Origin of the sequence: Sedimentitalea sp. (assembly GCF_039973035.1) — a bacterium.
GTDB lineage: Bacteria > Pseudomonadota > Alphaproteobacteria > Rhodobacterales > Rhodobacteraceae > Sedimentitalea.
In genome coordinates this window covers 124,332-137,751 of record NZ_JBDWLR010000090.1, presented here as the reverse complement: position 1 = coordinate 137,751, position 13,420 = coordinate 124,332, and the positions used below count along the sequence as shown (strand labels likewise).

Below are 13,420 nucleotides of genomic sequence, written 5' to 3'. Positions count from 1 at the left end.
TGCCGTGCGACTTCGGAAAATAGGGCTTCAAACGCGCCATCTGCGCGTCGCTCAACCAGAAAAGATCAGACATATCACCGCTCAGTTTTCCGGCGGTGAATCATGATGCTCGCCTGAAATCAATGGGTCCAGACCCTAGGCGCCGATCCCTGATCCTGCGCTATCACGGCTGACGATTGAAGAGAGAAGAGCGCTTGGATCTGCCGCTCGCCGCACTCAGCTCGAGGATCCGGCGTCGGAAAATCCACAGCACTTTGCAAAACCCGCTTCCTGCACATTGCGGACCTAGCAGGGACATTAAGACCGGCCCGAGGCATCCTCTGCGCGTGATTGGCTGCTGTCAGCCCGAAGCGGGCTCATCGCACCCGACTCGATTCCACATTAGCTGACCTTCGCTGCGAGGTCGGCGAACTGGTAAGGTGTGGGACTATGGTTGAATTCGCTGCACTTGAACCGAAAGGCGGAAGTCAGCACATTGCGCTTGCGGCATTGGCTAGGTCTTTTGGCATGAGTGTTCGCTCCTGCCAACGCAGGCTGAAAGAGGTCGGAACCACACATTCAGAGTTGATCGACAGCGCAAGGTTCGAACTTGCCTTTAGACTGCTTGCCGAGAACAATTGTTCCGTTACCGAAATAACACTGAAGCTGGGATACAGTTATCCGGGACACTTCACCCGGTTTTTCAAACAAAAGGTCGGTTTGTCCCCATCGGAGTATCGAAGGATTGAAGTGAACGGCTGACGCAGCGAGACCGGATCTCAGAATTTGCCATTGTCATTCTTCCATTCGCTGCGTGGGGCGATGGTTTCAATCGTGTCCCAGTGTTCCGTGATCTTCTCGTCAGCGACGCGAAAGAGATCGTAGAAACTTGTGTGAACACCTGCTTTGTATCCTTCGCTCATGCAAAGCGCGAAGTTGCCTTCTGCAAGCACGCGGTGGACCTGTGTGTATCTGATCACCGGGTCTCCACCAACAGTGACCTCCATCGCCGCGCGCAGTGCTGCCACGCCGTCAGCGGTCTCTGGATTGTGCTGGATCAATCCGTCGTCAAGGTATGTTTCAAGAAGGTTGAAATGCCTCCCGACAAGAACTTTTTCGGCGAAAGAACGGACAAGCTCCCTGTTGTCCTCTGTCCTATCGAGATCAGTGATGGCTGTGGCGCCATCCAACACGCCTCGACCCGACGGATTGGGGCCTATTTGGGATTGTATGTTGTCCCAATGTTCAACAGCTTGACCGTCCTCAAACCGAAAGACTTCAAACGCCACATTTAGGCTGGAGAAATCATACTGATTATGTGCGAATGCAAAGTCGCCATCTTCAAAAACCCTCACAAAGGTCACGTGTGGGACGGTTTTTGAGAGCCGTTCGAACAGTGCTGCAAGGCCTTCACTTCCCTCATGCGTCTGGGGGTTGTGCTGGATGTACTTCGCTTCGTTGACGATGGCCGCCGAAGCGAGATCTCCAGTTTCTATACCTCTTAGCAGTTTCTGAACCAGATCTCGTTTCGATACCACTTTGTCCACCTCTGCTTTTTTCATACTGCTAAGCCACGCGGCCGCAAAGGTGCAATCACAGTCACTCGCAAGGCAATTGTCGACGGGGTATCGAGCGAACCGGTTCTTCGTAACAATAGCACCAAAGACAGCTCTGGGCCGTCCATACCGCTATTAACGGCAGCAATGGGTAGTGTCGCAAAGTTTCAGCCCTGGCGAAGGTAGCTATACCATTGGGCACACTTATCCCGCGAGTGCTGCGAACTGCGCAAATCCAGTCTTCTTTGACTGGTCATACTGATCTTTCGGGATCATGTGCGCGACTTCGATCCCGGCAAGCGTAGCCGAAGCTGAATTCAGCGATTGTAAGGTCTGAATCGGGCGGGTGATCTTCTTGATGAAATGGCGATCCTGCTCAATAATATTGTTGAGATATTTTGTTCGCCGAACAGTGATCAACCAACAGCAGCCGCACATCACGAGCAGGCAGTTCACGTTCAACAGACTGACCGTATTTGATCCGCTCTTGCCGATGACAACGTTCTGCGGCCAGCCGTTGTTGGCGATGGCTTTGGCGAAGAACGCGGTTGCTGCCGCTTCAGCGCGATGCTCAGACAGCATGAAATCAAGGGTTCTGCCGCATTTTTCGATCGCTCGGTAGGGGTACATCCAGCGCCCTTCGATTTTTCGCAAGTTTCGTCCATCCGCCAGGATTGACCAGTCGGGGCCTTTCGACGATGAGCCTCATTGTCGATCACGCCCGCGTATTTTTCGACCCATCGATTGAGAGTTGCGTGATCGACAACGGCACTGCGCTCGGCCATGATCTCTTCAAGATCGCGGTACGAGACACCAAACCGAACATAGAGGTAGTCCGCGTATAAGATCACAGATTTCGGGTAGTGTGCGCCTTTGAAGCTGATCAACTTCTCAATCCTGATATCGGCTTTCGAAAACGCGCCATTTGGACTGGGCTGTATCCAGACACAACGGTAATCAGAACGTTTGCGACACTACCCATGTGGGGCGGGATGTTCCTCCGATTTTCATTACCAGATCAAACCGGAAAAAACTGGGCAATACCGATCATTGTACCAGAAACCCTAGGCCCGTTAATGTGACAACACCCATCTATCGTCTGGCCTTTTCTAAACCTGCGAGTGTAAGTAACCGCTGCGTCTGCCTGACAAAATCGACTATCGCGAACTGTCGGTACGGACGCGAAACAAATCCATGCGAGGTATCTGTGACATGAAAGACTGGAGCGCGGCTGCAACGGCTCTCTACGACGGCGGGTTTCGCCAGATGTTCATCGACGGACAGTGGTGCGAAGCGTGCTCTGGCGAGGTGCTTGAGGCTCGAAACCCCGCAGATGGCTCTTTGTTGGCGTCTGTTCCCAAGGGCGGCGCAGCCGACATCAATGCCGCCGTGACCGCTGCGCGCAAGGCATTCGAAGGCCCCTGGTCAAAGTGGACGCCTTTCGAGCGGCAAGCCCTCCTATTGCGCATCGCCGAAGGATTTGAGACAGAGTGGGAAAACCTCTGCCTGTCCGACACGCTGGACATGGGTATGCCGATCCAACGCACTTTGGCCAACAGCCGCCGCGTGCTGGGAATGCTGCGTTTCTATGCCGGTCAAGCCGTGGCGATCCACGGCGCAACGATTCCGAACTCCTTTCCGGGAGAAATCTATTCCCAGACCGTGCGCGAACCGATTGGCGTTGTGGGCGCGATTATCCCGTGGAACGCGCCTATTGCCGGATCAATCTGGAAGATCGCACCAGCCATCGCAACCGGCTGTACCGTAGTGCTAAAACCATCTGAAGAGGCATCTTTGACCGTGTTGATGATTGCCCGGATCATGCAAGAGGCTGGCCTTCCCGATGGTGTTCTGAACATCGTCACCGGTCTTGGGGCCGATGCGGGCGCAGCGCTGGCTGAACATCCGGGCGTGGACAAGATCGTGTTCACAGGCTCGACCGCGACCGGGCAGGCGATTGCGCGCTCGGCAACGGGCAACCTCAAGCGGGTCTCGCTGGAACTTGGCGGGAAATCCCCGGTGGTGGTCTGTCGTGACGCCGATATCGAAAAGGCCGTCCCTGTGGCAGCCATGGCGGTATTTGCCAATTCAGGGCAGATCTGCATCGCCGGGTCTCGGCTTTTCGTCGCCCGCGAAATCCATGACGAATTCCTCCGCCGCGTCGCCGACTATGCCGCCGCTTTGAAAATCGGGCACGGCATCAACGACGATACGGATATCGGGCCGATCATCACGGCACGTCAGGCTGACCGTATCGCTAGCTATCTCGAGGCCGGCCCACAAGAAGGCGCACAGGTTCTGACCGGTGGCGGGCGGGTCGAAGGGCCGGGACTTGCTGGCGGGCACTTCTTTCACCCTACGGTGCTGGGCGGGGTGACCGATCAGATGAGCGTCGCACGAGAAGAGATTTTCGGCCCGGTGATTTCCGCCATGCCCTTTGACACAATTGACGAGGTCGTAGAACGGGCCAACGCCACCCCCTATGGTCTGGCCGCAGGGGTGTTTTCCACTCATCTCGGTACGGCACACAAGCTGGCGCACCGTCTTAAGGCCGGGTCTGTCTGGGTCAACATGTATCACGCCATTGATCCGGCGGTCCCCTTTGGCGGCGTCAAGATGTCGGGATATGGCCGCGAAGGCGGGACCGAGCACATGGAAGAATATCTCGACACCAAGGCGATCTGGATCAATGCCGACTGAAGCCTGTACCGCACTGCAACATTCGCCAAGACATAAGGAGTATTGAAATGCATGTCGGCATCATCGGCGTCGGGCTCATGGGTCATGGTATCGCCCGCAACATTCTCATGCGCGGCGGTTTTACGCTGAGCTTTCTCGATCACCCCGGCAACCAGCCGACCGACGACCTCACTTCGTTGGGGGCGAGCGCCTGCGCCACCCCTGCGGAAATCGCGGCGATTGCCGACGTGGTCATCCTTTGTGTCACCGGGTCTCCACAGGTCGAGGCGATCATTACAGGCGAAAACGGGATTGCCTCTACGATCAAGTCCGGCGCGGTCGTTGTTGATTGTTCGACCGCCCTCCCTGACTCGACGCTGCGCATGGCCGAGATTGTACGGCAGGCGGGCGGCGACTATATCGACGCGCCGATGACACGCACCGCCAAGCACGCGCACGAGGGCACCTTGAACCTGCTTGCCGGTGGTAGCGCCGAAGTGCTGGACAAGGTCCGTCCCGTGCTCGCTGCCTTTACGGAAAAGGTCGACCATGTTGGTCTTCTCGGGCATGGTCATCGTCTCAAACTCTTGCACAACTATGTCTCGGTCGGCTTCATGACGTTGCTGGCAGAGGCCGCCGCGCAGGCCGCCGATGCCGAGGTTGATCCGCAGGTCTTTGTCGACGTGCTCGCCAATGGTGGCGGAGCCAGTGTCGCGCTCGACCGGTTGGCCCCTTACATCATTGATCAAGATCGTGAGGGCCTGCCCTTCTTTGTATCTAACGCACTGAAGGATATCAACTATTATCGAGATATGTCAAAAGCATCCGGGGCCAGAACAACCGTTGCCGACGGGGTTTCAGAGGCTTTGGCCGCGCCGGTCAATGACGATCAGGGCAACGCCTTTGTCCCTGAACTGGTGCGCCTTTTCCGTAAAGAGCCGGACAGCTGAAAACACCCGCCTCATGCACATTTGCAGGGGTTGCCACCGATAGTTGCCTTGTGTAGCAACACGATACCTTAATTGGGAGGACTTCCATGACATTCGCATATCGCGCGCTGGCATCTGCCGGCCTTCTCGCTGCAATGGGCTTGCCCGCTCTAGCACAAACCGAAGTAAAGATCGGCTATGCCCTTGCACCTGACAGCCACTACGGCGTTGCCGCTACCAAGTTTGAAGAGGTCGTAAAAACCGAAACCGGCGACGACTTCGAGATCAAGCATTTCCCGTCTTCCGGGCTTGGCGGCGAGCGTGAAGTAATCGAAGGTCTGCAGATCGGCACCGTCGAAGCAACCATCGTCTCCTCAGGCACCCTTGCCAATTTCGTGCCAGATACCGGCGTCTTTGACATCCCGTTCCTGTTCCGAGACCTTGATCATGCGCGCGCTGTGCTCGACGGGCCGATCGGACAGGAAATTCTCGCCAAGTTCGACGATGTCGGCATGCACGGATTGGCATGGGGTGAACAGGGCTTCCGCCACATCACGAACAACCGTAACGCCATCGAAACTCCGGAGGATGTCGCGGGCCTCAAAGTGCGCACGATGGAGAACCCTGTTCACCTCGCCGCGTTCAACGCGATGGGTGCGGCTCCGACACCGATGGCATGGCCCGAAGTCATTTCCTCGCTTCAGCAAGGGGTCATCGATGGACAGGAAAACCCGCTTTCGGTGATTGTTTCGGTCAAGCTCGATGAAGTGCAGAAATACCTGACGCTCTCGGGCCATGTCTATTCGCCTGCGGTGTTGCTGGTGTCCAAGCCGTTCTGGGAAGGGCTGAGTGACGAGCAGAAGGCCGCGTTCGAAACGGCCGCGACCGAAGCCGTTGCCGCAATGCGTGGCTATGTCGACAATGTCGAAACAACCGGTGTCGAAACGCTCAAGGAACGCGGGATGGAAGTCAACGCGCTGTCCGCCGAGCAGAAAGCGGCTTTCCAAGCCTCGATCGCAAGTGCCTATGAAGGCTACTATGAAACCTATGGCAAGGACCTCGTCGACTCGATTGTGAACTTCGACTGAGACCTTGGCGCCGGCATCGACACGATGTCGGCGCAACTCCGGGAGCACGCAGTGAAACGGATCGAACAAACATTCGTCCTGCTGAATGGCTGGGCACTGATCCTGATGTTGTCGGGGATGGCGATCATCGTCGGGTCCAACATATCACTGCGCTACCTGACCTCGCATTCGCTGCCTTGGGCTGATGAAACGGCACGCTATCTGATGATCTGGCTGACCTTCACCGGAGCCGGGTTGATCCTTCGGATCGGCGGCCATGTCGCCATCACCAATCTTCAGGAGCACCTCCCCGATACTGGGCAGAAAATCCTCAGGGCGGCCATCGTCGCGACGCTTCTGGCCTTCTTCTGCTTCATGGTTCATGTCGGTGTGCAATATGCCCAACGCATGCAGTATCAGGTCACACCTGCGCTACGGCTTCCCTTTATCTATGTTTACGCGGCGATGCCCGTGGGGTTTTCATTGCTGATCATCCACCTTCTGCTGATTGCCCGCGGTTTCATTCTTGCGGGCAGCTACAAGCGGCTCGACGCCACCGCCTCTGATCAGGGCACACTTCCGGGTGGCGCCAATGGCTGAAATACTGTTTCCAGCGCTGTTCCTGCTGCTTGCGTTCGGATTGCCCGTCGCCTTTGCCATGGCGATCTCTGTCTTTCTCGCGATCAGCTTCGCTTCGAATTATCCCCATCTCGTCGTGGCTAAAGAGATGTTCGCGGGCCTTGACAGCTTTCCACTTCTGGCCGTGCCGTTCTTTATCCTAGCCTCCGAAATCATGACCGGCGGCGCGGTGACTCAGGCCATTCTGCGATTGGCGCAATCGTTTGTCGGCCATATGCGCGGCGGGCTTGGCCATGCAAATGTCATCAGCTCTGCGATGTTCGCGGGCATTTCGGGCAGCGCTCTGGCCGATGCGGCCGGACCCGGTACAATGATGATCCGGATGATGGAAAAGGGCGGGTATGACCGACCCTACGCGGGCGCCTTGACGATTGCCAGTTCCGTCGTCGGCCCGATCATTCCCCCGTCCATCACCATGATCATTTACGCGATGCAGGATCAGAACGTCTCGGTTGGATCGCTCTTTATGGCCGGTGTTCTGCCCGGGCTGTTGATTACGGCGATGATCCTGCTGGCCAATGCGCGTGTCAGCAAGAAGCGCAACTATGCCTCGGGCGAGCCGATGCCGTCACTGGCCGAGATCGGAGCAATTGCGCTCTATGCGGTTCCTGCGTTGCTCCTGATCATCTTGATAGTGGGCGGCATCCGGTTCGGAGTGTTCACCCCTACCGAAGCCTCGGTCATTGCGGTTTTCTATGCGCTTGTCGTAGGAATGTTCGTCTATCGTTCGCTCCGGCTTCGCGATCTGCCTGGCATCATTCTGCGTGCGGCGTTGACGTCGGGCGCGGTGTTGCTAATCCTTGGTGCAGCACGGGCATTTGCCTGGGTCCTGATCATCGAGAGCGTGCCGCAATTCCTGGCAGAGACCATCATCTCGTGGAATTTGTCACCAATCGTCTTCCTGCTGGCCGTGAACCTTCTGCTGATCGTGTTCGGACTGTTCATGGATCCATTGCCTGGGGTGATGATCCTTGTGCCGATCCTTGCTCCCATTAGCTTCGTACTGGGGATCGATCCCGACCACTTCGCGATCATCGTGATCGTCAACCTGACACTTGGCCTAGCGACACCACCGGTCGGAAGCTTGATATTCGTTGTCTCTTCGACCGCAGAATTGAAGCCCTCGACACTGGTCCGCGAAATGCCGCCTTTCTTTCTCGCGCTGGCGGCGGCCTTGGTAATCATCACCTTTGTGCCGCCTCTTTCGACCTGGCTCCCGACAGTCAGTGGGTTCTGAGGGGCGTTGTTGCAGAACTCCGACCGTCGAGGGGCTTTGTTACAGGGATCGCAGCACCGCTGATATCGTTGCGGTTTGTACCCTTCAGCAAGTTGTGAATGCCGCACAAGTTCAACGCCAATCGTCGTGACAAGATCCCGAAAGAAAGGCATCGGGTGACTAACTGGCCCGGACACAACGAGGGTCTGCGGCGGCGAGGTGACCTCACGGTTTGGCTCAGCGAAGACGCGATTGCCTTGTGGTCGGCACCACGTCGAACAACGCGCGACGGACAGCCGCGCTACTCTGATCTGGGGATCGAGATGTGCCTGACGCTGGGCCTAGTCTTCAAGCAGGCGCCGCGTCAGACCCAAGGCTTAATGCGCTGCATTGCGAGTCTGCTGGGGGTTGAGATCGCAGTGCCGAATTTTTCCGCCCTCTCGCACCGGAGCAATGGGGTGAGTTTGCGCACAAAGCCGAGTTCCAAGAGTGACAAACGAGTGCAATTGGTTGTGGACAGCACCGGCCTAAAGATATTCGGGGAAGTTGATTGGCTTGAAGAGAAGCATAAAAACCGGGCGAAGCGTAAGAATTGGCGCAAGCTCCACCTCGGTCTTGACCTTGTCAGTGGCGAGATCGGTTGTTCCGATTTGACCACAGACGACATTGGTGATCCAACGACACTGCCAGACCTCTTGGATCAAGTCGACGGTCCGGTTGATCGATTCCTCGCAGACGCGGCTCACGACGGCTGTTCAACCCGTGAACTTCTCGTCGAACGCTTTGGCACAATCGTCAAGATCGCGATCCCGCCCCCCAAAAACGCAACCTTACGCCCGAACGCGGCGCTGCATCCGACAGCGGCTCGATTGCAGAACTCCGTGAGGGATTCACGTCGTGAATCCAGTGTGGTATCTGGGCGCCATGAGCAGACCCACACCCCAGTCTACAAGACCAGGAACTGGCCGGCCTATAACGAGGCACTCAAGCGCCGTGGCTCGCTGACAATCTGGTTTGACCCCGAGATGATCTGGGATGCGGTGCCGACGGGCAAGCGCGGTCGGCAGCAGACCTACAACGACACCGCTATCTAGGCATGCCTGACCCTTGCTTGGCAGGGCATTGCGACGCAATGCCCGAGAAGGGATGAAAGTTTTGTTCGGCATGGCGCTGCGCTAGACCATTGGCTTCGTCGAGAGCCTGCTGCATTTGGTCGGTCTGGACTGGCAGGTGCCCGACTTCAGCACCCTGTCTCGTCGCCAGAAGACCCTGGCAGTGAACATCCCATATCGCGGCTCCAAGGGCCCGTTACACCTCTTGGTCGACAGCACCGGGATCAAGGTCGAGGGTGAAGGCGAGTGGCACGCGCGCGAGCATGGCGGACCCAAACGGCGCGTCTGGCGAAAGATCCATCTCGGGATCGACGAAGAAACACTGTAGGTTCGGGCGGTCGAGATTATCGGCAGCCACATTGGTGATGCCCCGGTGCTATCTGACCTGTTCAGCCACCCCCCCGTGGATGTAGAGATCGGGAGCGTCACGGCTGACGGTGCCTACGACACCCGCAACTGTCACGACGCCATCGCCGACCGGGGTGCCGCGGCCATCGTCCCGCCCCGAAAGAATGCCAAACCCTGGAAGCCAATCACAGTGGGAGCCATCGCACGCAACGAGGCACTGCGGGCATCCAAATACCTCGGCCGCGCGATCTGGCGAAACTGAAGCCAATACCGCCGCTGGAGCCGTGCCGAAACGAAGATGCACTGTATGAAACTCTTGGGACAGCGCCTGATGGCGCGGGACTTTGACCGACAGGTTGCAGCGGTTCAGGTCCGTATTGCAGTCATGAACGGCTACACCGCGCTCGGCATCCCCGTCACGCAAACCATGGGTTAACTGTGTCCGGGGAAAGGGGTGTTCGTTCAGAAACGAATTTATGCAACAGAGTCATTTCGAACTGCCATATCAGCTACTCCCACCATTTCATGACCCACATTCGGGTGGTTTGATTGAAATCAACACTCAACCCTCTGAACAAACATCAACACTCTCTGCAACACCAACCCCACCGCATCCTTCAATTCAGAGATTGAAGCGTACCCGCAATCCAAAGATCAACGGATCATCGTCATAGAAGCCTGGAGTATTGATATATTGAATATCACCTGTGATGGCGGTGTTGTCGGAAAGATCAAAGCGATAGAACGCTTCAATCGTTGTTTGAATATCAAGCGCATTGTCACTCGGATCCGCATAGGTAATGCCAAGGCCAAAAAGGTCGCCAAAGGTTTCCGGGCGCCACAGCAAGCCCGCGTTAACAGCGTGACGTGCGATGGGCGCTTGCCCGTCAGACCAGCCCAACCGACCAAAACCATCAAGCTGTCGTCAAATGGGTTGTTGGCAGAAAGCATCACACCTTTGGCAGAGGGAACACCGGCTTCTTCCCGTTCGTCTACGTGCTATGCACCGCTATGAACATTTGTCAGATAACGCTGCGAACGCTCAGGCGTCCAACCCAGTTCGACGTATTTATACAACTCCGAACCGCCGGGAAACCAGTCCAGATCAGTCATCGAACCATTGGCGTCGCTTACAAGCGCGAATGCATAAAGCTGGTCCACTAACGACGCTCCGGCAGTGGTCTCCAGTCTCTCGCGAGAGCTACTTGTGTCTGCGGAGGCCGGAGACACAAGAGCCACCGATATGACCATACAAAAATATACTGAACGCATCAACGACATGGCTACTCAGCGTAGCTCCCGTATTGGCGCCAGAACTGCGGCACGGGTCACGTCATCAACATTCGACATGGGCGGATTGGGTTGGAAAGGGTTTTTAGTGACTGGGCTGATCGCAAAGGTATAGGTCCAATCCTCGGCGAATGCTGAAGGTCTCACAACATTGCGCTCGACCGAAAAATTCAGTTTTATGATCCCGCTTCCGATTGAAGTTGTTTTGGACAAAGCCATCTGCAACGGCACGGTCCATTCGTCGCCCGAAGCGGCGTTCCAATCGTAACTGATGGTTGGCCCAGACCCAATCAACCAGCCATTCCCCAGACCGTAGAACACAAACGCCTGCACGGATGTCAGCGACACGTCAGGTCCGCTACCCCCCACTTTTTTCGTTGTGAAACGGAAAAAAGCCCCAGATGCCCCAATTAGTCGGGCGCACCATCAAAACGCTTGGCCCAAGCAGCCAGGTGTCGCTTGAAATGTTTGAACCCGTCGGGATCGATCCAACGACACCGGCACCGAATGTCCAACCATCCGTGCTCCAAGAATACAATAAGTCGTAGGGAATGTCGCCCCAGCTGTTGGTTTGATATACCGAATTAGTCGCAGCATTCGGTAGCGGTTGATCCCAAATGTAGCTGAACGACGGTCGAAAGATGAGATTGTTTTCATTATTCAGTTTGAACGGCAACACCGGCTGGAACGTTAATGTTGTCGCCACAGCGTCATTCGCCCCGTTCAAATCCCCGTCATAGGTCCGGTACTCAAGCTTGACATTGAGGGCCGCATTTGCCGCGCCGGGATTGGAAAGTTCTTTGGCCAGATCGTCGATGTTCGGACCAACCTGCGCCGAAACCGGGGCAGCGAGCGCGCGGAACCTAAAGGCAGCACAAATACTGGTTCTCATGAGGATTACCTTCTGATCGAGGGTGCGCGGAACCTGCCGAGGGAGACCGTCCCGCGCACTGCTCAGTTCAGCGTGTTCTTGTAGATCACGCCGTCTTTCATGATCAGGTTGATGGTTGCGATACCACGCTCGCGCGGTTCTGCGTCGAACCATTTCGGGTTCCCGCCAATGACGGTGATGTCCTCCAGCGGGTTGCCGTCCACCAGGATGATGTCTGCATAGGCGCCTTTTTCGATCACGCCCAGTTTATGCGGATAGGGATTGGACTGCCCTGATTCCAGCGCAAGTTCACCACCCACAGAGGTCATTGCTTTCAGCGCTTCAAAATTCCCGAATTTATCCGCAAATACCCACTTCTCGTGATCGCGGTGCTGGCGCGCCGGCACGCCGCTGGAGTTCACGATATCAGAGGAAAACACCATTTTCGGGCGCACCTTCTGCATGATCGACACAAAATCCTTGGCGCTTTCTTTCATCGCAACAACCCTCGGGTACTCAAAGGAATTCGGGTTACCAAAGACTGGGTGGTTGAAGATTTCATCGCTCACGATGGATGCAAGAAAAGGGCTGATGTAGCCGCCTTTTTCTTTGAGAAGGATCGCGGATTCTTCAGAAATGAACTGCCCATGTTCAATGGTTTTCACTCCTAGCCGCAACGCAAGCTGAATTTCCTTGTCCGTATAGATGTGTGCTGACACATAAACGTCGCGGGCGGTGGCCTCTTCAACTGCTGCTGTGATTTCCTCATCGGTAAACTGCGGGGCAAACATTGGGCTCTTCGCGCCAGCAACGCCACCGCCCATCATGATCTTGACGATGGTCGCGTCATAGCCAAATGTTTGGCGCACAGCGTGACGCACGCCTTCGGGCCCGTCCGCTACGACGAATATCCCAAGGCGTCCCAGATTGTTTTCCCCGGGATCGATTTGACCTGCCAGAAGTACGTCACCATGACCGGAGTTTTGCGAAATGGTGGACCCTGCGAGATACATGCGCGGCCCTTCCAGCAGGCCCTGATCGATCACAGTGCGCAAGCCGTCATGCATGCCGCCCATGTCTCTGATCGTTGTGAACCCATCAGCTAACCATTCCTGCGCCGCCGCTGCACCCATCGCCGGGAATAGATCCCAACGCGAGTTTTCCATACCAATCCGGCCGCCGCCCATGGACAGGTAAAGGTGTGTGTGGCTGTCGATTAGCCCTGGCATCAGCGTACGACCACCGCCATCGATGACGCTTGGCGTTATTTCAAGTGTCTGGGTCCCTTCGTCATCTTCGACGATGAACGTGTAGCCTGATCCCGCGCCACCACTGATGGGCGAAAGGTTAACTGATGACTTCCTCGTTTCAACTTCCCAAGTACCGGATTCCGGAATGTCCTCGGCAACCTTGTGGATCTTGTTGTCCACGACGAGCACGTCGAGATCCTGAAGACCATCCGTGGCGCCATCAAACACCATGACGTTCTTGAACAAGGTAACCGAGGGTGGTTCCTGCTGTGCAAACCCAGGCCCAGCGGCCAACATCATCGCCGAGAATGTGAATGTCGTTAAAGTACGCGTGAACTGCCTGGTCATATTAGCTCCCTGAATGCATGATCGACTTTGAATCGACCTCTTCCTCTCCAGACTATGGCAACTTCTCGCGCGGAATGCCTGACTATCTACTCAGGTCAGAAATTTCCTAATTAGGTTACGGTCAGGTTTCGCAACT

The 13,420-nt window shown here is 56.2% G+C and carries 10 protein-coding genes and 4 pseudogenes; 8 read left to right on the top strand and 6 right to left on the bottom strand.

Annotated elements, in window-relative coordinates:
• The first annotated feature begins 429 nt into the window (after nucleotides 1-429).
• Nucleotides 430-741 (top strand): helix-turn-helix transcriptional regulator, encoded by a 312-nt coding sequence (locus ABJO75_RS24165; protein WP_348414045.1) that lies wholly within the window; start codon nucleotides 430-432, stop codon nucleotides 739-741.
• Nucleotides 742-758: 17 nt separating this feature from the next.
• Here ABJO75_RS24165 and ABJO75_RS24160 read toward each other — a convergent pair whose 3' ends face one another.
• The gene (locus tag ABJO75_RS24160; protein WP_348127772.1) at nucleotides 759-1,541 is read right to left on the bottom strand and encodes a nuclear transport factor 2 family protein; all 783 of its coding nucleotides are present in this window, start codon (nucleotides 1,539-1,541) and stop codon (nucleotides 759-761) included.
• Nucleotides 1,542-1,739: 198 nt separating this feature from the next.
• Nucleotides 1,740-2,422: pseudogene (locus tag ABJO75_RS24155) on the bottom strand (IS6 family transposase).
• 325 nt (nucleotides 2,423-2,747) lie between these two features.
• Between ABJO75_RS24155 and ABJO75_RS24150 the strand changes: the two are divergent.
• The 7 genes and pseudogenes from ABJO75_RS24150 to ABJO75_RS24120 all read left to right on the top strand — a co-directional run bounded on the left by ABJO75_RS24150 (nucleotide 2,748) and on the right by ABJO75_RS24120 (nucleotide 9,961).
• A complete protein-coding gene (locus ABJO75_RS24150) occupies nucleotides 2,748-4,235 on the top strand; it encodes an aldehyde dehydrogenase family protein (RefSeq protein ID WP_348127770.1) in 1,488 nt (495 codons plus the stop codon).
• Between the two features lie 47 nt (nucleotides 4,236-4,282).
• Nucleotides 4,283-5,164 (top strand): NAD(P)-dependent oxidoreductase, encoded by an 882-nt coding sequence (locus ABJO75_RS24145; RefSeq protein WP_348127767.1) that lies wholly within the window; start codon nucleotides 4,283-4,285, stop codon nucleotides 5,162-5,164.
• 86 nt (nucleotides 5,165-5,250) lie between these two features.
• The gene (locus tag ABJO75_RS24140) at nucleotides 5,251-6,231 is read left to right on the top strand and encodes a TRAP transporter substrate-binding protein (RefSeq protein WP_348127765.1); all 981 of its coding nucleotides are present in this window, start codon (nucleotides 5,251-5,253) and stop codon (nucleotides 6,229-6,231) included.
• Nucleotides 6,232-6,282: 51 nt separating this feature from the next.
• Entirely contained in the window at nucleotides 6,283-6,810 is a 528-nt protein-coding gene (locus tag ABJO75_RS24135) for a TRAP transporter small permease (protein WP_348127762.1), read from the top strand.
• Nucleotides 6,803-8,086, top strand: a complete 1,284-nt coding sequence (locus ABJO75_RS24130) for a TRAP transporter large permease (protein WP_348127760.1) — start codon at nucleotides 6,803-6,805, stop codon at nucleotides 8,084-8,086. The genes ABJO75_RS24135 and ABJO75_RS24130 overlap by 8 nt, the downstream gene beginning before the upstream one ends.
• 98 nt (nucleotides 8,087-8,184) lie before the next feature.
• Nucleotides 8,185-8,943, top strand: a pseudogene (locus tag ABJO75_RS24125) (IS5 family transposase); the annotation flags it as partial.
• Nucleotides 8,944-8,989: 46 nt separating this feature from the next.
• Nucleotides 8,990-9,961 (top strand): annotated as a pseudogene (locus ABJO75_RS24120) (IS5 family transposase).
• Nucleotides 9,962-10,147: 186 nt separating this feature from the next.
• On the opposite strand, the pseudogene ABJO75_RS24115 reads toward ABJO75_RS24120, so the two are convergent.
• From ABJO75_RS24115 to ABJO75_RS24100, 4 genes and pseudogenes are all read right to left on the bottom strand, one after another.
• Nucleotides 10,148-10,438: pseudogene (locus tag ABJO75_RS24115) on the bottom strand (carbohydrate porin); the annotation flags it as partial.
• A gap of 374 nt (nucleotides 10,439-10,812) precedes the next feature.
• Complete coding sequence (locus ABJO75_RS24110; RefSeq protein ID WP_348127758.1) at nucleotides 10,813-11,163, bottom strand: hypothetical protein; 351 nt, start codon at nucleotides 11,161-11,163, stop codon at nucleotides 10,813-10,815.
• Nucleotides 11,164-11,173: 10 nt separating this feature from the next.
• Nucleotides 11,174-11,707: a hypothetical protein gene (locus ABJO75_RS24105; protein ID WP_348127755.1), complete on the bottom strand. Its 534-nt coding sequence runs from the start codon at nucleotides 11,705-11,707 to the stop codon at nucleotides 11,174-11,176.
• Nucleotides 11,708-11,769: 62 nt separating this feature from the next.
• Complete coding sequence (locus ABJO75_RS24100; protein WP_348127754.1) at nucleotides 11,770-13,284, bottom strand: amidohydrolase family protein; 1,515 nt, start codon at nucleotides 13,282-13,284, stop codon at nucleotides 11,770-11,772.
• Between the last annotated feature and the right edge of the window lie 136 nt (nucleotides 13,285-13,420).